The sequence below is a fragment of the Variovorax sp. OK605 genome (genome assembly GCF_900115445.1).
Taxonomy (GTDB): Bacteria; Pseudomonadota; Gammaproteobacteria; order Burkholderiales; family Burkholderiaceae_C; genus Variovorax.
Genome location: NZ_FOWL01000035.1, coordinates 1 through 25,845 on the forward strand (window position 1 = coordinate 1; position 25,845 = coordinate 25,845).

The 25,845-nt window shown below is 71.0% G+C and carries 13 protein-coding genes and 1 pseudogene; all 14 read right to left on the reverse strand.

Annotated features, from left to right (window positions below; all coding sequences use genetic code 11):
• Positions 1 to 13,403: filamentous haemagglutinin family protein (locus tag BM013_RS39810; protein ID WP_093136214.1), on the reverse strand; the 13,403-nt coding region annotated here is incomplete at its 3' end.
• A 205-nt stretch (positions 13,404 to 13,608) separates the two neighbouring features.
• Positions 13,609 to 14,610: a FecR family protein gene (locus tag BM013_RS39815; protein WP_218153736.1), complete on the reverse strand. Its 1,002-nt coding sequence runs from the start codon at positions 14,608 to 14,610 to the stop codon at positions 13,609 to 13,611.
• A 7-nt stretch (positions 14,611 to 14,617) separates the two neighbouring features.
• The gene (locus BM013_RS39820; RefSeq protein ID WP_093136220.1) at positions 14,618 to 15,166 is read right to left on the reverse strand and encodes an RNA polymerase sigma factor; all 549 of its coding nucleotides are present in this window, start codon (positions 15,164 to 15,166) and stop codon (positions 14,618 to 14,620) included.
• 7 nt (positions 15,167 to 15,173) lie between these two features.
• On the reverse strand, positions 15,174 to 15,830 hold the full coding sequence (locus BM013_RS39825) for a secretin and TonB N-terminal domain-containing protein (protein ID WP_177225714.1): 657 nt from the start codon (positions 15,828 to 15,830) through the stop codon (positions 15,174 to 15,176).
• A gap of 148 nt (positions 15,831 to 15,978) precedes the next feature.
• Positions 15,979 to 16,218 (reverse strand): hypothetical protein, encoded by a 240-nt coding sequence (locus BM013_RS39830; RefSeq protein ID WP_143098525.1) that lies wholly within the window; start codon positions 16,216 to 16,218, stop codon positions 15,979 to 15,981.
• An 11-nt stretch (positions 16,219 to 16,229) separates the two neighbouring features.
• Positions 16,230 to 16,805: a YbjN domain-containing protein gene (locus BM013_RS39835; protein WP_093136227.1), complete on the reverse strand. Its 576-nt coding sequence runs from the start codon at positions 16,803 to 16,805 to the stop codon at positions 16,230 to 16,232.
• A 35-nt stretch (positions 16,806 to 16,840) separates the two neighbouring features.
• Complete coding sequence (locus BM013_RS39840) at positions 16,841 to 17,764, reverse strand: peptidylprolyl isomerase (RefSeq protein WP_093136230.1); 924 nt, start codon at positions 17,762 to 17,764, stop codon at positions 16,841 to 16,843.
• Positions 17,761 to 18,576 (reverse strand): hypothetical protein, encoded by an 816-nt coding sequence (locus tag BM013_RS39845; RefSeq protein ID WP_177225715.1) that lies wholly within the window; start codon positions 18,574 to 18,576, stop codon positions 17,761 to 17,763. Before BM013_RS39845 ends, BM013_RS39840 begins: the two co-directional genes overlap by 4 nt.
• A 10-nt stretch (positions 18,577 to 18,586) precedes the next feature.
• The gene (locus BM013_RS39850; RefSeq protein WP_218153737.1) at positions 18,587 to 20,377 is read right to left on the reverse strand and encodes a putative porin; all 1,791 of its coding nucleotides are present in this window, start codon (positions 20,375 to 20,377) and stop codon (positions 18,587 to 18,589) included.
• Between the two features lie 68 nt (positions 20,378 to 20,445).
• The gene (locus tag BM013_RS39855) at positions 20,446 to 21,180 is read right to left on the reverse strand and encodes a hypothetical protein (protein ID WP_256220120.1); all 735 of its coding nucleotides are present in this window, start codon (positions 21,178 to 21,180) and stop codon (positions 20,446 to 20,448) included.
• Between the two features lie 10 nt (positions 21,181 to 21,190).
• On the reverse strand, positions 21,191 to 21,601 hold the full coding sequence (locus tag BM013_RS39860) for an ExbD/TolR family protein (protein ID WP_093136235.1): 411 nt from the start codon (positions 21,599 to 21,601) through the stop codon (positions 21,191 to 21,193).
• 13 nt (positions 21,602 to 21,614) lie between these two features.
• Positions 21,615 to 23,456 (reverse strand): DUF2341 domain-containing protein, encoded by a 1,842-nt coding sequence (locus BM013_RS39865; RefSeq protein ID WP_093136238.1) that lies wholly within the window; start codon positions 23,454 to 23,456, stop codon positions 21,615 to 21,617.
• A 70-nt stretch (positions 23,457 to 23,526) separates the two neighbouring features.
• Entirely contained in the window at positions 23,527 to 25,209 is a 1,683-nt protein-coding gene (locus tag BM013_RS39870; RefSeq protein ID WP_256221901.1) for a ShlB/FhaC/HecB family hemolysin secretion/activation protein, read from the reverse strand.
• Positions 25,210 to 25,482: 273 nt separating this feature from the next.
• Positions 25,483 to 25,845, reverse strand: a pseudogene (locus tag BM013_RS41585) (hypothetical protein); the annotation flags it as partial.

Below are 25,845 nucleotides of genomic sequence, written 5' to 3' on the forward strand. Positions count from 1 at the left end.
TCCTGCGCGGCCGCCGCCGCCTGCGAGGCCGCCGCGCTCGCGTTGGTCAGCGCCCCCACGTTCACCGCCGCGATCACCGGGATGCCCACCGACTGCCCCTTCACCTGGATGTTCTCCGCGTTCACCACGCGCAGCGCCGCCAGGTTCACGTTGCCCGACACCCGGATCCCCGCCTCCCCCGCGTCGATCGTGCCCAGCGGCGCGATCAGGTCCACGTCGCCCGGCGGGATCTCCGGGATCGGGTTCAGCGTCGCGATGCCCGCGCCGGTGTTCGGCGTGTTGGGTGACAGGCTCACCAGGCCGATGCCGTCGTACACACGGCGCTGCGGCGTGTAGACCACGGTCGACTTGGAGCCGCGCCCGGCGTTGATGTCGCCCTGCGCCGACCATGCGAGCACGTTGCCGCCAAAGGTCGTGAAGATGCGGCTCTGCCCCAGCAGGATGCTGCCGTTCGAGAAGATCTCGATCTCGCCCGCGCCCTGCGTCAGCACGCCCGAGCCTTCGCCCGGCACGAAGCCGCCGTCCACCCCGACCAGCGTGCGCCCGCCCGGCACCATGAGGCGGATGTCGCCGCCGAAGTCGGTGTGCACGCCGGCATCCTGCACTTCGTAATGCGCGGTCTTGTAGGTCTCGCGGCCGGCAGCGATCCATTCCTCCTTGGTGAGGTACTTCACGCCCGCGCGGGGGCGCGTCGTGACCTGCACGATCCCCGTGCCCTTGGTGTCGTCGTAGTACAGCGCGCTGCTGAACATCGTCAGGTCGCCCTGGTAGTCGATCGCGTTGCCCTGTGCATCCTTCGAGGGGAACAGCGTGGCGATGGCTTCGCGCCCGCGCAGGTAGCTGCCTTCGCGCGGGCCGCCCACGGCGTTGTACTCGCGGCCCGCGGCCTTGAGTTCGGCGTAGTACACCGGGCGCAGGAACGCGCGCTGCTGCTCCGCCGGCAGCGCCGCGAAGAAGGTGCGCGCGTCCATCGACGCCGCATCGAAGCGCAGGCCCAGGCCGTTGCGCTTGCCGTCGCCGAAGCGCCCCTCGAGCCAGTTGACCAGGTGCAGCTGGCTGCTCAGGCCGTACTCGCGCGCTAGGTCGCGGCTCGGTGCACCGCCAACACCGGCGCCGGCGGACTGCTGGTGCGCGCGGTCGAGCTCGGCCTGCTTGCTCGTCAGGTAGGCCGGCGCGCCGGCCTCGTCGCCGCCGTAGCCGAACTGGCCGCTGAGCCACAGCGCCAGCGTGAGCCGGTCGCCGTAGGTCGTCACGGCCTTGCCGGGCTGCTCGGCCAGCGCCTGCCCGCCGGCCGCGAGGTTGGCGGGGTCGAGGTAGCGCGCAGCAAAGGCCGCGAAGTCGGGGCCGTTGCGCCCCACGCCCGCGGCCACCGCGATGCCCGCACCGCTGCTGCGGTCGCCCGGCGTGATGTTGGCGACCGGGCCGATGCTCTTGAGCTCGGCCCTGTCGGCCATGTACACGTCGCGCCCCGCCGTCACTTCGAGCACGCCGGGGCCGGCCACGTAGAAGGTGCTGTAGCGCACGTCGCGCCCGGCCTGGACCACCGACACATCGTCGGGGTTGTTGTGCACGATCAGATTGCCGCGCGCGCCGCCGCCCGAAAGCGGAACGGGCTTCAGCGGCGCGCTGGGGTTGCCGTTGTAGGCCTGCGTGCCCCAGCCGGTCCCTTCGATCGGCACGGGTTCGGACTTGCCGAGGCCGGTGCCCGAATTGACGATGTCGCGCCCCGCGCGGATCGCCACCGGCCCGCCACCCTCGTACCAGGTGGGCAGGTTGCCGATGGCGCCCGTGCCACGGGTGATGATGGCGCCCGTGCGCACGCCGATCACATCGCCTTCGCTCGCATAGAAGCGCGCCGGCTGCTGGCCCACCACCGCGTACCCCGAGGCAGTTGGCGGCGTGAAGCTGAACAGCGGATAGAGCTGGGCGCCCTCTCGCAGGGTCAGGTTCTCCAGGAAGACGGTGGGGGCCAGCGCGTCGGGGTTGATGTTGCTGAGCTTCTGCGTGCCGTACCACGTCGGTGCCATGGAGCCGCTGAAGCCCGCGTTGAACGGATTCGGCAGTGCCGTGGGGTCCGCGCCCGACTGCGTCACGCCGTACCCGCCGGCATAGATCGAGTCGGCCGCCAGCAGCTCCAGCTGGCCCACGCCGGCCTTGGCGTATTGCGGGCCCACGGGCGAAGGCGCCAGCATGACGCCCACGGGCGACTGCACCGGCTTGTTGCTGCTGTCAAGCTGACCCGTGGCGGAGTTGCCGTAGTAGATGCTGCCGCTGGCGGCCACCGCGCGAAGCACCGAAGGCATCAGAAAGCGGCCGTCGCTGGCCTGGATGTTGGCGTGCGGGAGGTCTCCGGTCGTGCTGTTGGAAGGCGTCAGGTTGCCACCGGCGCTGAACAGGTCGATGGCGCTGCCCGGGGTCCACAGGGAGAACCAGCTGTAGCCGTCGGCCGGCATCGGCACGCCGTTGGCAGTGAACGGCACGCCGTTGTTCGGCTGGGCCACGCGGCCCGCGTCGGCCACGCCGCCGAGCACGAGGTCGCCGCGGGTGTCGATGCGCACGCCCGAGTCGCCAGGCACCAGCACCGGACCGCCGCCCGCGGTGGACGAGGTGGCCGTGTAGACCTGGTAAGCGCGCGATTCCTCGGGGTCGGCGCGGTTGAAGCGCAGCTCGATCCCGCCCACAGCACCGGCCTGGATGCGCAGCGCGCCGCGCAGGTTGACGAAGGTGCTGTTCAGGTCGGAGCGGTTGCCGCTGTAGACCGTCTGCGGCGTGATCTCATCCGTGCTCGGGTAAGACCGCAGCTCGGGCACCGGGTTGAGCCCGCCGCCGATGCGCAGGTCCAGATCGCCGCCGCCCGTCAGCGTGAGCTGCCGGCCGTCGGCCGACACGCGCCCGGTGCTGCCCACTACCAGGTTGAGACCGGTGCTGTGCGCGGCGTTGACGGCGAAGCGGTCCGCGCGCTTCGTCAGCATCCCGGCATCGCCGCCGGCCTCGAGCACGAGGTTGCCGCCCCCCAGCGTGCCGATGCCGATGAAGCCGACCATGAGCGGCGCGGTGCCGAACGTGGCGTAGGAGTCGGTCGCACCGGGCACGTAGCTGCCGAAATTGGTCCACCAGGCCGTGGGCACGCCCTCGCTGGCCGCCACGGCACTGCCTGTGCCCTGGCGCCACAGCCAGTTGCCCACGTCGACGCTGGCGCCCGTCGAGCGCAGGGAGCCGATCGCGTCCGGGCGCGTCGACACGTTCGCGCCGACCAGGTCGCCACGGACATCGCCTTGCGCGCGCAGCAACACGTTGCCGCCGTGCTCGGGGTACCAGGCGCGGTACAGGCTCTTGCCGCCGCCGTCGACGAAGGGTTCGAACTCCGTACCGGTGCCGCCGAGCACCATGCCGTCGACCTTCGCACGTGGCTGGTTGTAGGCCGCCGCGACACCCGCCGACTGCGTGCCCGCGGTGTACACGCCGTAGAGCGAGTTCATCGTGAAGTTGCCGCCGGCGAGCAGGTCGAGGTCGCCGGTGCCGGTGCGCAGCACGCTGAAGAGCTGCTGCGTGGCCGGCACCGGCCGGGTCTTCGGTGCGGAGCCCAGAGGGGCCCAGGTCACGAGGTCGCCCACGCCCCAGTTGTTGATGTCCTGCACCGCTTCCTCGCCGCCCCACTCGTCGAGGTCGATGAGCTTGCCTGGTGCATAGCCGATCTGGATCAGCGAATCGCCCATCCAGTAGTACCGGCCCGCCACGCCGGGCGTGGGCAGCTGCAACATGAGTTCTCCGCCCATGCCGTAGTGCGTGTCGGCCAGCAGCAGTTGGCCGTTGGCGTCGCGCGGGCGCAGCGCGCGGGTGTCGGCGGCGCGGATGTCGGCACCGGCCACCAGGCGCATCGACCACGAGCCGGAGCCCGGCGCCAGCATCGGCGCAAGCGCGAAGTTGCGGCCCTGGTTGCCGTCGGCGTCGGCCGGGCGCAGGTTGACGGAGGTCACGCCGTCGGGCAGCACGACCATGGTTTCAGCCGGCACCACTGCGCCCTTGCGCAGCATGAGCGAGCCGGCCAGCTGCACGCCGTTGACGGGATAGTTCAGGCCGCCCGTGTCGTTGATGATGCCCGGGGGGAATGGCAGCGGCACGCCGGCGGGCCAGGTCATGGCTGCGACGCGCGTGTCGCCGGGCAGGCGGTTGCCGGCGTCGAGCTTCGTGCCCGCTGGCAGCGTGACGGCCTGCGCCAGCACCGCGCCCGCCGCATGCAGCACATGGCCCGAGGCATCGCGCACCGCGCCGCCGAGCACCGTGCCCGCGGGCAGCACCAGGTTGGCCGAGAGCGTGGCGGTGGTGGCCAGCACGGTGCCGGCCTTCAGGCTCATGGGCTGCATCGGCAGGTCGAAGTTGAGCGTGCGACCGGGCTGGAAGAACGTGCCCTCGGCCAGCTCGACGAGGCCGCCGCGCGGCACGACGACGTCGCCGCCCCACGGCACGCGGCCCTTGACCAGTACCCAACCCTGGTCGCTCGGCGTGGCGGGCAGCACCGAGGTGTCGAAGCCGTCGGTGATGCTGCCGTACACGTTGAGGTTGCCGCCGGCGCGCAGCACCAGCGCGCCCGATTCGCCCGAGCCGTACACACCGGTCTGCTGCGTGCGCGGGTTGACGCTCGCATAGCGGTAGCCCGACAGGTCGATGTCGCCGTCGACGTGCAGGTCGCCGTCGGGCGTGGCGCTGACGATGGACACGCCGGGGCGCAGGTGGAAGGCGTCGCCATAGGCGCGCAGGCCGGCCAGCCGGGTGTTCATCAGGTTGCCGTTGGCCAGCACATTGCCCATGAAGGCCAGGCTGTCGGCGTGCTTGCGGTCCAGGTAGGCCTGGTTCACCACCTGGTAGGGGCGGCCGTCGGCCGCGAGGTCGGTGCCGGCGTCCGCGTCGTTGTAGGTCCAGAAGCCGTTCACGGTGATGGCGCGCGCGCCGTCGATCTGCACCTTGCCGCTCGCGTCGATGGCGATGTCGTTGCCGCGCTCGCCGCCCACGCGCTGCGCGCTGAGCTCGACGGTGCCGAGCGCCTGTGCGGTGCCGCCGGTGCCGGCGCGCACGTCCATGCGCGCGCCGTCCTGCAGCACCAGCCGGCCCTTGCCTGCGTCGATCTCGATCACCGCGCGGTTCGGCGCCTCGATGACCTGGCCGTAGCTGTCCACGCGCAGCACGCGGCTGTGCGCGTCGAGCAGCGCCGCGCCACCGAGGGTCACGCCGTCGCGCGCGGCCAGGCGGATGCTGCCGGCCTGATCGCCGCTGGCATCCACCGTGCCGTTGACGGCCAGCCGGCCGCCGTCCACCGACACATTGATTTCACGCGCCTTGAGTTCGTCGCCCAGCACCAGGTCGCCCTGCTTGAGCTGGAAGCTGCGGCTGCCGAACACCCCGCCCTCGCCCAGGCGGCGGTTCAGGCCCGTGAAGTCTTCGATGTGCTGGCTGCGGATGTCGGCGCCGCCGGCCGCATAGGGCACCAGCGTGCCACCCGCGTCGTACTGGCCGCTGCTTGCGCCCGCAATGGCGCCGCGCAGGTCGACCGTGCCGGCACCCTCGCCGAGCGCCAGCACCGTGAGCTTGCCGGCGCGGTTGTGGTCGGCCGACATGTCGATGCGCGAGCCCGCCGACTGGCGCACGTCGCCGGCGCGGCTCTCGAGCACCACGTCGCCGCCCCAGCTGTACTTGGCGACGTCGAAGAAGCCGATCTTGCGACCCGCAAGGTCGAGCTGCGCGCCGTCGGCCAGTTGCAGGTCGCGCGCCGCCGAGGCCGTGAGCTTGCCGCTGGGCAGTGCGATGCGGGTGTCGAGCGTGAGGTTTTCGCCCGCGTCCAGCCCGATCTCGGCGCCGAGCGCGTCGGTCAGCGCCTTGCCCGAGAGCGCCGGCGCGGCCATGCCGGCGGGTGCGCTCACCGCGATGTCGCCGCCCGCCTTGATCTTGTTGACCGAGCCGGCCTGGCCGGTGAACAACGGTGTCTGGATGCGCAGGTTGCCGCCGCTGAAGGCAAAGCCCTTCAGCGCGTCGTCCCACGCGCCTTGCGACTGGTAGACCGACAGCGAGCCGGTGTGATTGGCCGTGACGCGTTCGCGCGCGTTGAGCACCACCTCGCCGAAGCCCAGGACGAGCCGGTCCACGCTGTGGACGGTGTCGGGCCGGCTGTTGGGGCCGTAGCCGAACTCGATCTGGTCGGCATCGATCTGCAGCCGGCCGCTGCCGGTGCCCGCGCCGCCCGCGGCGACCAGGCCCGGCGCCGTGGTGGCGCCGTTCCACACCAGGATGCCGGTGCGGATGCGCGCCAGCGTGTCGGCGTTGCCCGCGCCGTAGATGGCGGGCGTGCCGAGCACCAGCCGCTCCAGCGACGAGCGGCCGGTGAGCGGGTCGATGGTCGACAGCTCGATCGAGTCGTGGAAGTTGACCGCGTCGCGCGCGGTCAGCACCAGGTTCTCGAGCGCGGGTGCGCCGCTGGCGGGGTCGCCGCGCAGCAGGCGCTCGAGAATGCCCTGGTTCAGCGTGAGACCCGGCGCCAGCGCATGGCGGGCGGCCGCGGCGGCCAGCGCGGCCTCGCTGCCGACGTTGATGCCGCCGACCGACAGCACCAGGTTGCGCGTGCCGTAGCGGGCTGCGTCGCGCAGCTCGAAGCTCTGGTCGGTGGACGCCGCGATGGTGCCTTCGGAATAGAGCCGGGTCACGCCCTGGCACAGCGACCCGGTCGCGCAGGCGCCGATGTCGATGCGGCCCGCACCCCGGGTTTCGTCGGCGCTGAAGGCCGGCGCCAGCAGGTCGAGCCAGCCGTTGGAGACCGCCAGCACGCTGTATGTGCCCGGTGCGAAGACAAAGCCGTCGCGCGAGTCCCAGGCTGCCTTGCCGCGGCCCAGCGTGTTGATGCCCGCGCCCTGCTCGACAACGATGCCGCCGGCTTTCACATTGGTGACGAGGTAGACCTCGCCGGCCTTCAGCACCGCGCCTTCGCGCAGCACGATGTTCCCGGCCCCGCTCAGGAAGTTCGCAATGTTAGCGCCCTGCGAACTGCCCAGGTAGTCCACGTAGAGCACGCTCGGCATGCCGCCGATCGCCAGGCGCGGCGCGGCGATGGCATTGAGGGCACTGGCGGCCACCGACACGCCTGTGAAGCCCGGCGTGCGCACGGCGCCGTCGGCCAGCACTTCGATGTTCGGGCTGTAGTTGCCGTCCACCAGCGCGGTGCCGCCGTAGCTGCCGGCCGCGGCCGTGTAGTCGGCGACGCCCGCGAAGCGCAATGCGGGTGCGTCCGCGTTCGCCGCGAGCGCGCCCGGGCGGCCGGGCTGCGCGAAATTGAAGCGCAGCATCTTGGCGTCGCGCTCCAGCAGCGGACGCGGCACGCCGTAGCGCTCGGCCTGTGCGATCGCGAAGTCGGCGTAGCTGGTCTCGTTGTATTGCGAGTAGCTGCGCAGCGTGTCGGCCGGGGTCAGGAACACCTGGGTCGGCAGTGCGTCGCGGATGCCGGTGTTGGTCACGCTGAACTGCGCCGCCGCGGCGTAGGAGCCGTTGCGCATGGGCACCGTGACGCCCGAGGGCGGCAGGTTGGGTGCCAGCCCGTTGAGCTCGACGCGGAAGGCGCCGGGCAGCAGCGCGAAGGTCGAGGGCAGCAGCGTGTAGGTGCCGGGCGGCAGCCCGGGCACGCCCGCGCCGATGGTGATCTGGCGGCCCAGTGCCGGGTCGCCGGCGCCGTGCTCGTTGACCAGCGGCGCATGGCCGGCCTGCGCGCCGGGCACGATGGCATACACCGGGTTGGTGGCCAGCCCGGGCAGCGTAAAGCTGCCGCGCGCGGTGGTCTGCACCAGCGGGTTCAGGCGCGCATCGGTCGAGCCACCGCGGCCCGGAAGGAAGGCGGTGCCCGTGAGCTCGCCGCCGCCCGAGAGGTCGAGCACCGCGCCTTCGCGCACGTTCACCACGTGGGCCGACAGCGTGACCGCAGGGCCGTTGCCCACGCCCTTCCACACCACGTCCTTGCCGTCGTACAGGTAGCTCAAGCCGTCGAGCGTGCCGCCGTACGGCATGGCAAGCCCCTTGGCGCTGACCGAGGTGACGCCGCCGGGCAGCAGGTTGACCTCGCCCGTGGGCCCGCTCCCAGCGACAGCGCCCAGCTCGATCTCGCCCAGCGGGGCGCGTACCACGCCGCCCTGGTTCACCACGGCCGAGGAAAAGCTCAGCCGGCCGAATGCCGAATAGGGCTGCGCCGGCAGCGGTGCCGAGGGATCAATGCGCTCGATGTTCAGGCTGCGCGCCGGGTCGAACTCGCGAAGCAGCGTGCCGTACTTGTCGAAGCTGCCTCGTTCGCCCACCACGAAGACACCGCTGTCGTTCATCGCGGGGTAGATCTGCGAGGCCGCGAGGGTCAGGCTGCCGGGGGTGTAGAACTGCGCCGCCTGCGACAGCCGCAGGTCGCCGTCCGAGCGCATCACGATCTGCCTGAAAGCCAGGCGCTCGACCGTCAACGGATCGCCCGCGTTCTGCACGATGGCCCCGCGCGCGCCGGTATTTACTTGGCCGGCGATGTCGATCAGTTGCGCATCGAGCTGCAGGCGCGCGCCCTCGGCCACGAGCGGCAAGCCGAGCATGCCGCCGCCGCTGCCACTGTTCTTCGAACCCCGCACCGGGTTCGGCATGATGTAGTTTTCGTCCTGGCCGCGCGTGCTGCCCGCCAGCCGGATGTAGGGGGCCGCGAGCCTGACCTGCGACGTGGGCGCCGCGTTGGCCGGATTGGCCGCCAGGCCGAACGCGCTGGCGGTCAGGCGCAGGCTCTGGCCCATGCGCAGGTCGATGTCGCCGTCGAAGCTCACGAGGCCGTTGGCCAGCAGCGAGAGGTTGCCGAAGCCGCCGGCCGCGATGCGGTCCACGCCCACGCGCGCAGTGCCGTAGGCCAGGGCCGCCTCGCGGTCGCCGACCTTCAGGCCGGCCGATAGGCCGCTGTCGCCCTGCACCTGCGCCAGCACCAGTTCGCGCGCCACGCGCACTGCGTCGTCGACGTTGATGCCCTTCAGGCTCAATTTGTCGACCGGGCCGTAGTTCGGCGTTTCCAGCGTCACTGCCAGCGTGCCGCCGGCCGCACCCGCGCCGCCCGCCGCCGCCCGCATGTCGCCGTCAAGGAACAGGCCGCGGTACGAAGCCAGCGAGATCAGGCCGCCGTCGCCCGCCACGTCGAGCGTGCCGCGTCCCGGCAGGTCGAGCCGCGCGGCACTGCCCGATGCATCGAGCCGCGCGCCCGGCCGGATGACCACGAAGGCATCGGCCGCGTCGACCTGGCCCGCGTCGGCCTTGTAGGCCGCGCCGATCTCGATGCGCCCGCCGCTGCCCACGTCGCCGTACACCCGGCCCTTCGAATCCGTTGCCGTGTCGGCGCGGCCGGCGGCGTCGAGCACCGCGCCGCTGCCGATCCAGATGGAGGTGGCATTGGCCGAACCCGCTGGATGGCCCACGTCATTGCCGGTGCCGAACGCGCCGGGCAGCACGCCGATGCGCCCGCCCCACGCGTTGAGCGTGCCGTCGATGGTGATCTGGCCATTGCCCGTGAGGGTGAGCGAACGCCCCGGGTCGACGGAGAGCGTCGCGCCCTGGCCGACGACCAGCGGCGCCTGGCTGTAGACCGAGCCCGCGCTGAGCGACAGGTCGGCACCGGCGCGCTGCGTGAGCACACCCTTGAGCGGGTCTTCCTGCCACACCGGCGGCAGCCAGCGCTGCAGCACGGCCGACGGATCGGCGCCGGTGGCCGTGGCGCGGGCAGCGGCCGGGTCGGCCCGCAGCAGCGGCATGGCGACATCGACCTTCGCGCCGGCGGCCACCTGCATACCCTGCTGCGCACTGATCGCATAGCGCGAGAAGCCGCTGCGGAACACGCTGTCGTCGAGCACCAGCAAGGGCTTGACCGCCACGTCGATCGGCAGGCGGTTGCCGGCCAACAGCAGCGTGCCCTCGCCCAGCACCAGGTCGCGCACAAAGGGCGTGCCCGCAGCCACCGTGGCGTTGTAGTCGGACACCGGCATGCCGTTGGGGAATGCGGCGGCGGGCACCACATAGCCCGGCGCCATCTTGCCGCTGATCTCCACCAGCTCGGTGCCGGCCGGGATGGTGTTGCCGCTGGCGTAGATGCTCCCGCTCTTGCTGGAGACGAAGACGTATTCCCATGCGACGGTCGCCTGCGGCACCACCCAGGCGGCCGGCAGCTTGTAGGGCCTGCTGACCGTGAACACCGGCATGATCTTCAACGCCTCGCCCGCCGGTACGACGTTCGAGACATACGTGAAGTCCTGCGGCAGTACCGTGCCCGCGGGAATGGTGAAGGCCTCGGCCAGCGTCAGGTGCACCGGCACCGATTCACCCGCTGCCAGCCGACCCGGGTTGGCGAGCAAGCCGCCGCCGATGGCAACGCCGATGCCCGTGTCGATGGTCAGCGTGCCACCGCCCTTCACGCCGTGGCCGCGCAGCTCGCCCTCGAGCAGCAAAGTGCCCGCGCCACCGCCGGTGTTGCCGTTCTGGTTCGATCGGAGCGTGATGTTGCCGCCGCGCCCACCCTGCAGCGAGCCGTCGGCCATCATGGCCGCGCCCGACGAGGTGTCGATCACCGTGCCGGCGTGCAGGCGCACGTCGCCCGTGCTGGCGATGGTGACGCTGCCGCCGTTCATGTACGGCAGGCCGCCGATGTCGGCGGGGTTGTTGCGCAGGTTGGTCCAGAGGCCGTGCGTGTCGAGCGCCACGCCGCCGGCCACGTCCACGCGCCGCGTGTAGCCTTCGAGCAGCGAGTTGCCGATCGGCTGCTCGGCCCAGTTCACGATGCTGCCGGGCAACAGCCGGTTGACCGTGTCGCCCAGCGCGATGCTGCCGCCGCGCGCGCCGAGGTTGGCCTTGACGTCCACCTGCGTCGCATGCAGCGCAATGCTGCCGCCGTTGGCCAGGACCACGTCGGCGTCGACCGTGATGCCGCCCTGCGCATAGGCCTTGAAGCCACCGAGTTGCTGGCGATTGAGCCAGCCGGCGTCGATCTGCAGCTTGCCCTTCAGCGCGTCGGGCAATGCGTCTTCGAGCTTGAGGTCTTGCGCGATGCGTTGCACCGTGCCGATGTCGATGCGCTCGACCAGCGCCGTGGGGTTGTCGCGCAGCATGCCGGTGTCGATGCTGAACATCGGCTGCAGCTGGCCGATGAGCAGCTGGCCGCTGCGCGGCGCGGCGGTCTGCGCTTGCCGGTAGCTGTCGAACGCCGCGTCGGGCGCGTTGCGCTGGCGGTCGCCCTGGAATACGGTGGCCTCGATCTCGCCTTCGAGCACGGCAGACTTGGTGCCGACGATCACGCGGCCGGCGTCGCGGCCCACCGTGTAGCCGCTTTCCAGGCGCTCGCGCGCACCGATCAAAGGGTTGTAGAAATAGTCGGTGGTGTTCTTGCCCCAGCGCTGGTGCTCGCTCTCGAAGCCCTTGTAGACGCCGGTGTACAGCATGTCGCCCGGCGCGCTGGAGAGGTTGTAGAGCCGGCCGTCGTTGCCCTTGAGCCAGCTCTGCTTGAGCATGCCGGTCTGCACGTCGAGGGTGCCGCCCGACACGTTGATGGCCGAGCCGGCCTGCGTCACCAGCTCGCCGCCGCCGAAGGCCACGGTGCCGCCCGAGGCGGCCCATTCGCCGATGCCGTGGCCGCCGGTGTTCAGGTAGCCGCTGACTTCGAGCAGGCCGCCGCCGGTGTACCAGCGGTCGGTGGTGTAGCCGTTGGTGCCGGCCGCCACGCGCACCAGGGTGCGGCGGTCGATCCAGAGGTTGGCGTTGTTGAGGTTCTTGCTGTCGCGGTTGCCCGGCGCGTCGCGCTGCTCGTTGCCCTGGACATTGATCTCGACGTTGTTCGACGCCATGGCCACGCTCACGCCGACCGCGCCCGCCACGTCGATGGCCGCGCGATCGGCCACCTGGATGCGGCGCACCGCGTTCACGTTGACCTGGCCGCCGGTGGCCAGCGTCATCGAGTCGGACAGGAACTCGACGTTGCCGCTCGATGCGATCTGCACCAGCGACTGGTCGCGCCGGTTGTAGGCGCCGTCGGAGAGGCTGGCCGAGTCCTTGATGAGCGCGTCGCGCTGCACGTCGAGCGCGGTGGCGCTGCTGTTGTCCAGCAGCACGGCGCTGACGCTGCCCGGGGCCAGCGTGACGCGCGCATCGGCGTTGCCGGTGGCGCTCAGGTGCACGGTGCCGCGCGTGTTGACGCTGGTGCTCGACAGCAGCACGCCCGATTGCTCGACCGTGTGGCCGGCCAGCGTGATGTCGCCGGTGAGCGCCTGGATCAGGCCCGCGTTGGACACGCGCCCGGCTGTGCTGTCGGCCACGCGCGCCACCGTGACCTCGTTGCCGCGCGTGCTCGATTGCTGGTTGCTGTCGGTGCCCACGCCCTTGCGGATGACGAAGCTGTCGCCCGCGGCGAGCATGGTCTGCCCGCTCGGCGTGACGATGGTGCCGCGGTTGTGCGTCTCACGCCCGGCCAGCAGCACGTAGCCGCCGCCCTCGGTCACGGTCTGCGGCGCGCGCGTGGCAATGCGTGCACCGGCCTCGACGACCACGTCGCCGGTGGCCTTGCCGTTCGACGAGGTCGAGGGCGTCACGTTCAGGTCGTTGGCCAGCGTCGGCACGAAGCCGGTGCCCAGCGCCTGGCTGTAGATGCCGCGCTTGAACTGCGCATCGGTCATGCCCACGGCGGAGGCCAGCAGGTTGCGGGTGTCGACCTGGCTGCTGCCGCTGAACACGATGCCGTTGCGGTTGACGATCATCACCGTGCCGTCGGCCTGGATCTGCCCGCGGATCTGAGAGGGTCGCGCGTTCGGGTCGTTCACCCGGTTGAGCACGGCCCAGCTCGGCTGCTGGTCGAACTTCACGGTGGTGTTCTTGCCGACGTTGAAAGTCTCCCAGTTCAGCACGGCCTTGTCGCCGGTCTGCTGGATCGCCACGTTCGTGCGCCCGTCGGCCTGCTGCGACTGCACCGGTGCGTTGGCGTTGGCCCAGCCGGCCGTGAGGCTGTTGGTGTCGATCCGCAGGCCGCCTTCGGCCAGGCCGTCGGGCACGGAAGACGGGTTCTTCAGCGCGGCCTCGCGCGCCGCCGCCTGTGCGGCCTGCTGCGCCGCGATGGCCTGCGCGGCCAGGGTCAGGTTGCCGATCGAACGCTGCAGCTGCTCGTTCGCGCGCTGCTGCTGCGCCTGCGGGTTCGTCAGCAGCGAGGCCGGCGTGCCGTTGGGCAGGTAGCCGGTGGCGGCGGCCGTGCCCTGCGCCATGTTCTTCTGCGCCATCCATGCGGCGCTGAAGGCGCGCTGCGCCTGTGCGTGGCCGGCCAGGCCCGCGGTGGCCAATGCGATGACGACCGCATGCGCGAGCGGCGCGTGGCGGAATGTCTTGTTGCTCATGTCGTACCTCGGAGGAAAACCCGTTCGCGTGATTGCTTCACACGGCACCCTGGCGCCGTGCCCTGCTTAAGAGACCGGGCTCGCCGGATGCGACCGACACGGCGTTTGCAAAAGACGGGATAAATTTCCGGGGTGGCATGCGCGGCGGTGTTTTTCACAGCCATGTCATGCAACGCATGCAGGTGCGCGACAGCGCTGCCGACCCCTAGCCGAGCAGCACGATGCCCGCCGGCAGCGCCGTCACCTTGGCGCCGTAGCTCGCGGCAATCAGGGTCTCGACGCGCGCGAGCTGCTCGAGCCGCAACCGCGCCTGCACCCGGCGGCGGCCCAGCTCGGCATTGGTCACGATCAGGCGGCCCGGGCGGTAGCGGTTGATCTCGTCGACCACCGTGGCGAGCGGGGTGTCGTTGAACACCAGCACGCGCTCGCGCCACGCCGTGACGGCCGCCAGGTCGGGCGCGCGCATCACGCCGGCGCCCTGGCGGCCGTAGTTCAGCTGCTGCGCCTCGTGCGCCACCAGCAGCTGGTCGCCGTAGCGCAACTCGAGCGACCCGGCCATGCAGGTCACGCACACCTCGGGCCCGGTGGCGCGCACGTTGAAGCGGCTGCCCACGGCGGCCACCAGCTGGCCGCCGCCCGCGCTCAGCCTGAAGGGCGCGGCGCGCGCGGGCGCCAGCAGCACCTGCGCCTCGCCGTCGACCAGCTCGACCGCGGCGGGCTCGCCCTCGGCGCTGGGCCGCAGGTTGAAGCTGGTCTGCGTGTTCATCTCGACCACCACCGAATCGGCCAGCACCACCTGGCGCTGCTCGCCGGTGCCGGTGCTGTAGTCGGCCGTCATGTCCGACAGCGCGGGCCACAGCCGCGCCGGCGGGCGCACCACCACGAAGGCGGCCACGCCCGCGGCCAGCGCGGCGCCCAGGAACTCGCGCCGGCCCGGCCGCGGCCAGGCCATGGCACCGGCCGCGCGCGGCGGTTCGCCAGCGGCAGCGCGCATGCGCTGCGCCACGGCCTGCGCGGCGGGGCGGGCCGCGTCCCACAGCCGGGTGGCCTCGGTCATCGCCTGCGCATGCAGCGGGCTCTGGCCGCACCAGCGCTTGAAGTCCTGCGCGTCCACCGTGGTGGCGCGGCCCGAGGTGAGACGCACGAGCCAGTCCCGCGCCTGGTCTTGCAGGGCGTTGCGGTCGTCGGGCGGTGTGGTCGAGGCCATCATGCTTTTACTCAGACTGTTTTCCGGCGCCGGGACCGAACCTCTGGATCACATCTCGGCCCAGCCGGCCCGCGCAATGCACCAGCGCGGCCTTCACTTCGCGCTCGACGATGCGCACCGACACGCCGTAGCGCAGCGCGATGTCCTTGTGCGGCGTCTCGTCCACGCGCGACGCAATGAAGATGTCCCGCCGGCGGCGCGGCAGTTCCTCGAGCGCGCGCTCCAGTGCCTGCACCTCGCTGCGCGACTCGGCCACGCGCGCCGGGTCGTGGCTGTCGTCGGCAAAGTGGAGCAGTTCCTCGACCTCCACGAAGTCGAGCAGCCGCCCGTTCGCGATGCGCCGGTCCTCGGCCACGTTGGACGCGATGCGCAGCAGGTAGGCCACGGGGCTTTGCACCGGGCCGGGGTCGGCCATGCGGTGCACGCGCAGCCAGGTTTCCTGCAGCACGTCGTCGGCGGTTTCCTCGGAGCCGAACTTGCGTTTGAGGCGGTTGCGAAAGTCCTGGTAGCGGCTGACGAGCAGGCCGCGCAGGAAGCCGGGGGTGTCCTGTTCCATCGCGGGCTCAGGGCACGGCGTCAGGCGCGGCGCAGACGTCGGTGCTGCCCTGGGCGTGCGGCAGCAGCAGGATGGTCAGCGGCTGCTCGGCCTCGCTCGCGGGCGGCGCCAGCACCAGCGTGCCCATGGCCGCGCGCAGCGCCGCGTCGCGCTGGGCGATGCCGGTGGAGGCCAGCATGCGCGTGCGGCGCACATGGCCCGAGGGACCGATCCACAGCTGGACCACCGCGCGGTAGCTGCCGGGTTGCGCGCGCGGCCAGCGGCACAGCGTGCGCTCCAGCGCGCGCTGCACCGCGCGCGCATTGCCCTCGGCCAGCGGCTCGGCAAGCGGCGCCGGCAACGCCGGCACACCGGCACGCACCGAAGCGCCCGCGTCCTCGACCAGCGTGAGCGTGGTGTCCGCCGCGAAGCGCGGCGCCAGCCCCGAGCCTTCGAGCAGGCGGCGCAGCGCCTCCTGCGGCGTGAATTCGCCGTGCACGGCCACGCTGGTGCGCCCGGCGGTGACCTGTGCGTCGAAGAACACCGACAGGCCCGTGGCCTTCGCGTAGGCCTGCAGCGCGTCGCCCAGCGGCTGCGCGGCAATGTCGAAGCCGATGCGCTGTGCCGGGGCCGCGCCTTCGGCAAGGCAGGAGGCCGCGGACAGCAGAGCGAAGATCAAGGTCAAGGCACGAACCAGGCGCGACCGAGCCATCCGAAGCATGCCTGGTCCTGTCAGGGGAAGGGGAAGCGGCTCGCCGATGAATGCGTGGCCGTACTGCGTTTGTCGGCGCGATGCTAGTGACGCTTCGTGACAGGTTGAATGCAGCGCCCGCTCAATCGCCGCCGCCGTGCGCGGCCGCGCTGCCCGCCAGCGCGCGGCGCGCGGCGTTGAGCTCGGCCATCGAGATGTTGAGCTCCGCCATGGTCTGCACCAGCAGCGCCAGCAAGGCCGCGCGCTGCTTCTGGCGCACGGTCTCCGCGCGGCGCGCGCGCTGGGCCTGCCGGCCGGCGGCGACGATCGCGCGGCCGGTCGGCGAATCGTGGCTGTCGCCGGCCGCGCCGCTGCGCTGCATGGCGCGCATCCTCAGGCGGCCGCGGCTTCGCCCCGGGCGTTCCCGGTGTTGTCGCCGGCGGCGCCTTCTGCGGTGTTGGCGCTGTTGCCGTCGTTGCCGTTCGCGGCGTCGGCGCGCGTCTGCGCCGCCGGGCCGTAGTTGCGCAGGTGCAGGAAGAACTCGCCCATCATCTGCATCCACAGCCGCACGGCGAACGCCAGGTACGCGGGGCTCACGCCGCCGGCCACCACCACGTCCATCTCCAGCACCACGAAGTCGCCGTGCTGCGCCACGCGCGCAAAGCGCTTGGTGCGGTGCCACGAGGCCAGCACCGCCTCGGGCAAGGTGCCGCCCTGCACATGCAGCGGGCAGCTCAGCGTGAAGTCGGTGTACTGCGTGGTGGTGACGGGGTTGCCCCACATCACCTGGAAGCCGATGCCGTGGCTGGCGCTGTGCAGGCGCACCACGCCGTCCTGCTCGATGCTGGTGACGGCGCCGCCGGCAGCCTTGATGGCGTCGGCCACCTGCTCGGGCGTGACGGCGTCCAGCATGTCGATGGGGGCTGCGGCGGTGTCGTTGGTGTCGGTGGGGGTCGAAGTGTTGTTCATGTTGGCCCTGTGAATGTGTTTGTGTGCGGATGGAATCAGTTGGTCTTCTTGAGCGCCGCGTCCAGCGCGGCGGCATCGATGCTCAGCGCGGTCGCCGGCGCCACCTGTGCGAGGTAGGCCTGCACCAGTTGCTGCTGGCGCTGCTGGCGCAAGGCGGCCTGCAGCTGGGGCTTCATCTCGTCGAGCGTGGCGGTGCGCGCGGGCGTCACGTCGAGCAGCTTCACGACGTGAAAGCCGGCCTCGGACTGCACGGGCTCGCTGACCTGCGCGGGCTTGAGCTTCGCGATGGTGTCGCGCAGCTCGGGCAGCATGCGCGCCAGCGGCATCGTGTCGACCTCGCCGCCGCGCTCGGCGCTGCGCTTGTCCTGCGAACTGGCGCGCGCCACGGCGGCGAAGTCGCCGGTGCGGGCCTGGCGCGCAAGCCGGTTGGCTTCGTCGCGCACCTTGGCCACGGCGGCCGCGCTCCTGTCTGGCGTGGCCAGATAGATCTGCGCCACGCGGTAGGCGGCCGGCAGGTTGTAGCCGGTCTTGCCCTGTTCGTAGGCGGCCTTCACTTCCGCGTCGGACGGAAAGCCCGCGGGCACCTGGCTCACCGCGTCGAGGTAGGTGGCGCTCACGACGCGCGCGGCAACCTCGCGCGTGGCCGCATCGATCTTCGCCTTGACCTCGGGCTTGTCGGCCCAGCCCTTGGCGCGCGCGTCGCGCAGCACGGCCTCGCTCAGCAGGCGCTGGCGCAGCCAGCCGTCGAGCGTCGAACGGTCGGCCTTGACGGCGGCACGCTCGGCCTCGGGCAGCGCCTGCAGCAGCTTCTCGATCTCGTCCTGTGCCACCGTGACGTCGCCGACACGGGCCACGACGGCGTTGCCCGGCACGGCCACCGGCACCTGCGCGCTGGCCACGCCGACCGAGGAGGCCAGCAGCACGAGCGCCGCGGCCGAGGAGGACTGGAGGCGCTTCATGGCTTTTCTCCGGATGCGGGGGCTGCAGGGGTTGCAGGAGCAGCAGCGGCGGCCGGCGTTGCGGCCGCGGCCTGTGCCGGCGCGCCCACGGCGCGCACGTCGAACTTGCTCTCGTACAGCTTGTCGCCGTACTGCTGCGCGATCTGCTCGAACTTCACGCGGCTCTGCGCCGCGAACGGCTGGCGCGACGCGAGCACGGTGCCCACGTCCACCGTCTCGTAGGCCCGCAAAATCTCCTGCCCCACCGCGTACAGCTGCGTGTTCTTGGCCTCGCACTGCGTCATGGCGGTGCGGTGCGTCGCGCTCTCGGCCGCCAGGCGTTGCCGCTCGGCTTCCGACGCGCGCGCCATCTTCAGCAGCTCGTCGTAGGCGTTGCGGTACTGCCCGATCTGCGCGGTGGCCTTCTCGGTGGTGGCCTGCGCCTGCTGGCGCAGTTGCTGGCTGCCGGCGCTGGCCGACTCGCGCGCCTGGCGTTCGGCCGCGAGCTGCGACTGGCTTTGCGCCAGCTCCTTCTTCAGCGCGTCGAGCTCGGACCTGGCCGGCGCGGTGGCGGCGCCCGCGGGGGCGGCCGCTGCACCTGCACCAGAACCTGCACCTGCGGGTTGCCCCGCCTTCAGCACGGCGAGTTCGTTCTGCGCCTGCTGCAGCTGGGTCGTGGTCGTGCGCAGTTGCGCGCGAAGCCGCTCCTCCATGCTCTGGCCGCCGGGCTGCTGTTGCGGCTGCGCATGCGCCACGCCGGCAGGGACCGCCAGGGTGGCGAGCGTGGCCAACGTGGCGAGCGTCAGCGCCGGGAAGATCTTTCCTCTGGACACGGCCGGCTCCTTAGAAACGCGCATTGAATTCGAGCTGCAGGGTGTCGATCGACTGCGGCGGTCCGTAGACCTCCTTGGTCGAGATCCAGCGGCCGGTGAACCACATGTTCTTGTCGATCGCGTACGAGCCGCCCAGGAAGTAGCCGCGCGCATTGGTGCCGCCGCCGTGGAAGGTCGAGTCGTTGTAGCCGTCGGGCATGGCGTCGGGCTCGATGCGCTTGTAGCCCGCCAGCACGTTCCAGTCGCCACGCGCGGTGGGTGCCGGCTTGCCGTAGGTCGCCTGCACCATGTAGGCATTGCCGCCGCTCTTGAAGTCGGACTGGCTCACGCCGCCGGTGGGGCCGAAGTTGTTCACGATGGCGCCGCGCAGGCCGGCACGGTTCCAGATGTCGCGCGAGTCGTACGCGGAGTTCTTCACGAAGTTCGCGTCCAGGCGCAGGTTGTTGCCGGCCACGGCCGTGTCCCAGCGCAGGTTCAGGTCGATCAGACGGAACTTGGAGGCCAGGCCCACGAACTGCGGCTGCGGCGTGCCGGCCGGGTTGAGCGGGTCCAGCGAGATGTCGCGCAGCAGCATGAGCGTGTTGCCCTTCTGCATGAAGGCCGGGCGCGACCAGTCGGTGCTGCAGCCGTCCACGCCCGCATACAGCTTGCAGGGCTCTGAGACCTGGCCGCTGATGTTGCGGAAGTTGTAGTACGCGAGCGCGCCGCGCACGCGGTTGTCGTCGTCGATCTTCCAGTCGGCGCCGATCTGCGCGCCCAGCAGCCACTTGTTCTCGCTCTTCATCTTGATCTGGTTGCGCGCCGGCGCGTTGTCCGACGAATATTCCAGCGGGATCAGGCCGAGCGTGCCGAACAGCGACAGGTCCTTGTTGGACGTGAGCTTCTTGTCGAACTGCGCGGCGATGCCGTCGAAGTTCAGGTCGTTGGAGTACAGCAGGTCGCTCGACATGAAGGGGTTGCCGAAGCGGCCCGCCGTCACGGTGAGCCAGTCGACCGGCTTGTGCGAGATCCACATCTGGTCGAGCCACACGCTCTTCTTGCTCAGGCCGCCGCCCAGCGTCTGGGTGGTGGACACCGGGCTCTCGTCGCTGCCCGAGGCCAGGCGCACGCCGGCCTTGGTGTTCTCGGTGAGGTCGGCGTACACGCCCAGCCGCGCGCGGGCGCGGAACAGGTTGCGGCGGTCCTGGCGCGTGTTCAGCAGCGACGGCAGCGCCAGGTTGGTGTTGGGGTTGACGTCGTAGCCCGAGCCCTTGTTGAACTCGCTCCAGTTGGTCTCGATGTCGCTGTTGCCGCCGGCATAGCCGCGCGACTCGTTGCGCACGCGCACGTCGCCTTCCACGCGGATGCGCTTGCTCCACTCGGGCGTTTCGTTGGGCGCGGCCCAGCCTTCGTCCTTGGCCTGCGCCATGACCTGGGCCTTGACCTCGTCGCGGATCTGGTCGCGCACGGTCTGCGAGATGTAGGGCACGCGCACGTCGCCCGCTTCCAGGCGCAAACCGCCAGCCGTGCCGGCGGCGCTGGCCGACGCGGCGGTGGCCGAAGCCGGCATGCGCTGCGCCTGCTGCGCGGCCATGGCTTCGGTCTGCGCCTGCGCGAGCAGGGCCTCGCCCACGTCCTTGGCGAGCGTGCCGCTCTGGATCAGGCCGCGGATCAGCCTGACCATGGCGGTGTCCGCCGGGGCGGCCTGGGCCGCGGCGGTGCCGGGCGCGAAGACGAACACGGAGGCCACGGCCGCCGCGAGCGCGCACTGGCGCAGGACCGGCATGGCGCGCCGGCTCGGAGTTTGTTGAAGTTGGTTCATCGCTTCGTTCACAGGATTGAATGGGACAGTCGGGGCGGCCGGGGCACGGACCGGCAGGCGGTCAGCGTTCATGGCCGGCGCCCCTTCATGGACACGCGCATCGGGAATCGCAGCGACGCGGGCGGTTTCTCGTCGATGCGGTCCAGGCCGCGGATCAGCGCGAGCACCGTTTCGTCGATGTCGCTCGTGCCGGTGCCGCGCACCAGCTGCGCCCGCACGGTCTTGCCGTCGGCGCCGAGCCACAGGTCGATCTGGATGTCGTCGAACACCAGCTGGCGGGTGCGCGCGTCGCGCGACAGCGCCTGCTGCAGCAGGTTGGCCACGTAGCGGCCGTAGGAGCCGCTGCCCAGGCCACCGCCGCCACCGGTGCCGCTCATGCCGCCGCCGCTGCCGGCCTGGATGCCGAACGCGTCGTTGCCGGCCTGGGCCGCGCTGTCCATCGTCACCGGGTCGCCCAGGTCTTTCGACGGGCTGGGCGGGGTGTCGTCCTTCGGCGGCTCCAGCGGCTCGACCGGCTTGGGCTCGGGCTCGGACACGGGCTTGATCTTTTCCGGCTCGGGCTCGGGCAGCTTCTCGGGCTCGGGCGGCGGCGGGGGTGGCGGCGGAGGCGGCAGCATGAGCATCGGCGCATCGGCCACCACGCGCTTGGTGCTCGCGGTGTCCGACAGCAGGTGCCATACCAGCGCCACCAGCGCGGCGACCAGCACCCCGCCAATGGCCGCCCCGCCCCAGCGGCGCCACAGCCCTGGCTTCGCGCCGGCGCGCCGCGCGGAAGCAGGAGAACTCGGGTCGCGAGGGTTCACGCTCGGTTCCTCACTTCTGCTTGCCGGTCACGAGGCCGATCTGGTTGAGCTCGATGCGGCGCAGCAGGTCGAGCACATCGATCACCTTGGCGTACTGCACGCTGGAATCCCCGCGCACGATCACGGGAAAGTCCGGCGACAGCGCCTTCTCGGTGCGCAGGCGCTCCTCGAGCTCCGGCAGCGTGACCGGGTAGGCATCGAGGAACACGTTGCCCGCGTTGTCGATGGTGATGGCCTTGGTCTTCGGCTTCTCCAGCGCCACCGAGGCGCTGGCCTTCGGCAGGTCGACCTTGATGCCCGGGATGCTGGCGTTGCTGGTGAGGATGAAGATCACCAGCACCACCAGCAGCACGTCCACGAAGGGCGTGATGTTGATGCCGCCGGTGCGCCTGCGCGGCGCGAACTTGGCTGGGGTTGCCATGTCGGTGCGCTCCTCAGGCCCGTGCTCGTGCCGGTACCGACGGCATCGAGCGGCCTTCGCCCTGCTCTTCGGCCAGGCGCGTGACGAACTCGTCGACGAACACGGCCATGTCGGCGGTGATGGCGTCGGAGCGCGAGGCGAGCCAGTTGTAGCCGAACAGCGCGGGAATCGCGACGCCCAGGCCGGCGGCGGTACACAGCAGCGCGGCCGCCATGCCCGGGGCCACCGAGTTGATGTCCACCGCGCCGGCCATGGCCGCCACGACGAACACCAGCATGATCCCGATCACGGTGCCGAACAGGCCCACGTACGGCGCGCCTTCGATGGTGGTCGACAGCCAGTTCATGCGCTTGGACATGCGCTCGATCTCGCGCACCATCACGCCGTCCATGGCCGCGCGGATGGCGCCGATGGTGGCGTCGGACACCGCGCTCAGGTCGTAGCCGCGGTCATGGCGGCGGCGCATTTCGTCCACGGCCACTTCGTACAGGCGCCACAGCGACGAGTCGGCACGCACCTCCTGCGGCACCGTGTTGTGGGTGGCCAGGCGGTCCAGCGGCGCGCCGGCGGCCTCGCGGAAGTGCTCGATGAAGGTGCTGTTGGCGCGCGCGGTGGCACCGTAGTGGCGGCCCTTGCCGATCATGATGGCCCACGAGACGGCCATCATCAGGCCCAGCAGGCCCACCACGATCCACGCGTCCAGCGGCATCGCGGCCAGGATGAAGCCGAAGTGGCTCTTGCCGGCCTGCTGCTCGTCGGCGCCGAACACCGTCAGGCGCGACTCGGCGCCTTGCGAGACGGCGTCGGCCAGCAGCAGCGCGTCGCCGCGTGCCACCTTCGAGAGGCGCGCTTCGTCGATGGCGCCGGTGAAGGGCGCGAAGGCGGCGGCTTGCGCTGCTTGCGCGGCTTGCGTTCCTTGCGCTCCGGCTGCGGCAGCGCCCGCCGGCCCGGTGGCCGGTGCATCGGCGCCGAGCGCGGCGGCGGTGTTCATCGCGGGCAGCTTGGCCGCCAGCGACACGGCGGGACGCCCACCCACGTAGAGCGCCACGCTCTCGCCTTCGGCCTTCACCGCGATGTGCGACCACTGGCCGGCCTGCACCGGCTGGCCCGGCGTGCTGCGCTGGCCGTTGACCTGCACGAAGGGAACGCCCTGGTCGATGCCGACCACGAACTCGCCGGCGCCGTCGCGGCGCGCATAGATCGCCTGGCGCGCGCCGAGCTGGTCGGGCTTGATCCAGGCGGAGAAGGTGAGCGTGCCGCCGGCCTGCACGGCGAGCGACGGCGTGGCCGGCAGCATCAGCGCGCCGTTGCCCATCTGCGCGCCCTTGCCGATGACCGTGCCCTCGACCGGGACGGTCGGCGTCTGGCCGTTGTTGCCGTAGGCGGTGGTGTCGCGCGGCGGCACCGCGCCTTCGGCGAAGTGGTAGACCAGCGTGTAGTCGGGGTCGAAGCTGCGCTGGCCGTTGCCCGAGGCCGGGGCCTTGGGGTTGCCGTAGTACATCCACAGCTTCTGCGGCGTGCCGGCCGAGACGTTGGGCACGTCGACCCAGATCAGCGCCATGCCCAGCAGCGGATCGAACTGTTCGATCTGGTGGTTCAGCACGGTCTTGTCGTCGGCCGCGACGAAGCGCAGGTCGGCGCCGGTCTCGCTCACGCCTTCGAACTTGAAGTTGCCGGTGTGCAGGCGCACCAGCACCGGCACGCGGCCGGCATCGCTGCCGATGGCGCCGGCCTGCGGGCCGCCGTCGATGGTGACGGGCTTGCGGTAGGACCACTCGGCCTGCCACCAGGCGTGGGCCAGGCCCGGCAGGAGCGTGCTCAGCAGCGTGAGCACGATGAAAAGGATGCGTCGCATGACAGTTCTCCGGAAAACTCGTAGAGAGAGAAAAAAATGAAAAGGAAACGGGGAGCCGCGCCGCTGGTACTCAGTAGCTCGCGGTCAGGCTGAAATTCACGTTCGCGTCGTGCCGCTTGGTGCGCGGGCCGTCCTTCAGCGGGTAGCCGAAATCGACCCGGCCCGAGAAGTACTGGCCCACCTTGAAGGTCGTGCCCACGCCCACCGAGGCGAGCTGGAAGCGGTCGGCCTGTTCGGCCAGCGGGTTCTTCAGGCGCAGCCGCGCGGCATCGACGAAGCCGTACACGCGCCAGTTCTCGACCGTGCTGCCCAGGAAGGTCAGCGGCTGGCTGCGCAGCTCGAGCGAGCCGACCACGCCGTAGTCGCCGGTGGCCTCGGCCGAGAGGTAGCCGCGCACCGAGTTCATGCCGCCGCCGGCGATCTGCTCGCTCGACACCAGCGGCGAGTCGGTCATCTGCGCGTTCACGCGGAAGGCCAGCTGCTGGCCGCCGTCGAAGGTGTGGGCGCCGTTGAAATCGGTCTTCAGCACCATGAAGCTGGGCGAGGACTTGTAGCGCTTGTAGTCGAAGGCGGCGGAGTCGCTGCCGTACTTGAACGAGCTGCTCGTGCCCACCACCAGCGACAGGCCCACGCCGTACTGGCTCTTCTCGGCCTGGCGCAAGCCGGTGTACGACAGCGTGATGGGCGCGTACTTCAGCGGCACCGTGTCGCCCGAGCCCTTGAGCTGCAGCGCTTCCTTGTTGTTCTTCAGGTCCACGCCCATGCTGAACGAGTGCCACCAGTTGCCCGCGTTGGGCACGGTGTAGATCGCCTTCAGGCCGATGGAGTGGCCCTTGCCCAGCACGCTGGTGCCGCCGACGGTGGCCACGTTGCTGTCGGACACGTAGGCGTTGCCTTCCAGGGCCCAGTTGGTGCCCGCGAACGGCGCGTTGTACGAGGCCGAGAACACCTTGGTCTGGCTCAGGTCCTGCGGCGCGCCGAAGAAGCTGATGGAGGCGCTGTGGCCCATCTGCCAGAGGTTGTCGTGGCCCAGCGAGACGCTGGCGCGCAGCTTGCGCGTGTCCGCGCTGTAGTCGTTGTTCAGGCCCACGCTGGCGCGCCACGGGTTGCTGTCGTCGACCTTCAGGTCGACGTCCATCGTGCCGGGCAGGCTGCCTTGGCGCACCAGCGGCATCACCTGGCGCTTGGGGCCGCGGTTGAGCGCGGTGAGCTCGGTCTGCGCCTGCGTGAAGTTGGGCACGCCGCCTTCCTTCAGCGCGGGCACCTGGTCGCGCACGTCCAGCGGCGAGCTGTACTCGGCGCCCACCACGCGCACGCGGCCCACGCGGGTCTCGTTGACCTGCAGGAACACCACGCCCTGCGTGACCTGTTGCTCGGGCAGGTCGACATACACCGACTGGTAGCCCGCGGCCTGGTAGGCCGCGAGCAGCGCGTCGCGCGCGGCCTCCACGTCCTTCAGCGTGCGCTCCGGGCCGAGGAAGGGCGTGACGGCCTTCTCGATGGCGCGCGCGTCGAGCACGGTGTTGCCGCGCACGATGTACTCGGCAATGTCGACCTTGCGCTGGGGTTCCGCGGGGGCGGCCGCGGCTGCGCCTGCCGCCGCAGGTGCGGGTGCACTTGCCGCCGCGGGCGCAGGCGTGGCCACGGGTGCGACCACGGGCGCGGGTGCGCCGTCCGGCGCGCCCGCCTGCGCGAAGGCCGCTCCCTGGGCGCCCATCGCCATCACTGCCAGCCACACCGCTCTCCAACACATCGGTGGGCTGTTCTTCTTCATGTCTTGCATTTACAGCTCGTTCTCAAAGATGAATCGCTGTGCAGCAGCGCATGGTGGAGAGCCCTCATGTCGCTGCTGCGTACGGTTATCTAGACGCACGGCGCGCGCGGCGACTGCCGTTTGTCACAAAAACTTCATCAAGAAACCGACACTCGGTCCGGCGCGCGGGTTTTTGTTGCACATAAGAAGAAGGGCCTCCGAATGGGAGGCCCTTGTTTTTGACACTGCGATGAAATCAGCGGCGAATCACGCTCATTGCCTGAGCCCGCGTTTCTCGCCCGGCGTGAGCGACTGCATCTGCGCCGCGGTGAGCGTGCCGGCGCCGAGCACCTGCACCACGCCCTGCGGGTCGTAGGCCGCATGCGGTTCGCGCGCCTTCGGCGCGGCGCCGTTGTCGCCACCGCCCGCACCTTCGTTGCCGAAGCCCAGCACACGCACGCTGAACACCGAGGGCAGCGCCTGGCGCTGCGCCGCGCGGTCGCGCTGCAGCACGTCCTGCGCGGCCGCCGCCGCCTGCGACGCCGCCGCGCTCGCGTTGGTCAGCGCCCCCACGTTCACCGCCGCGATCACCGGGATGCCCACCGACTGCCCCTTCACCTGGATGTTCTCCGCGTT

Bases quoted from the DNA above. Each gene is read 5' to 3' on its own strand.
- BM013_RS39840 (WP_093136230.1), bottom strand. From the start codon at position 17,764: ATGAAGCGCCTCCAGTCCTCCTCGGCCGCGGCGCTCGTGCTGCTGGCC.
- BM013_RS39835 (WP_093136227.1), bottom strand. From the start codon at position 16,805: ATGAACAACACTTCGACCCCCACCGACACCAACGACACCGCCGCAGCC.
- BM013_RS39820 (WP_093136220.1), bottom strand. From the start codon at position 15,166: ATGGAACAGGACACCCCCGGCTTCCTGCGCGGCCTGCTCGTCAGCCGC.
- BM013_RS39815 (WP_218153736.1), bottom strand. From the start codon at position 14,610: ATGGCCTCGACCACACCGCCCGACGACCGCAACGCCCTGCAAGACCAG.
- BM013_RS39850 (WP_218153737.1), bottom strand. From the start codon at position 20,377: ATGAACCAACTTCAACAAACTCCGAGCCGGCGCGCCATGCCGGTCCTG.
- BM013_RS39860 (WP_093136235.1), bottom strand. From the start codon at position 21,601: ATGGCAACCCCAGCCAAGTTCGCGCCGCGCAGGCGCACCGGCGGCATC.
- BM013_RS39870 (WP_256221901.1), bottom strand. From the start codon at position 25,209: ATGTGTTGGAGAGCGGTGTGGCTGGCAGTGATGGCGATGGGCGCCCAG.
- BM013_RS39865 (WP_093136238.1), bottom strand. From the start codon at position 23,456: ATGCGACGCATCCTTTTCATCGTGCTCACGCTGCTGAGCACGCTCCTG.
- BM013_RS39830 (WP_143098525.1), bottom strand. From the start codon at position 16,218: ATGCAGCGCAGCGGCGCGGCCGGCGACAGCCACGATTCGCCGACCGGC.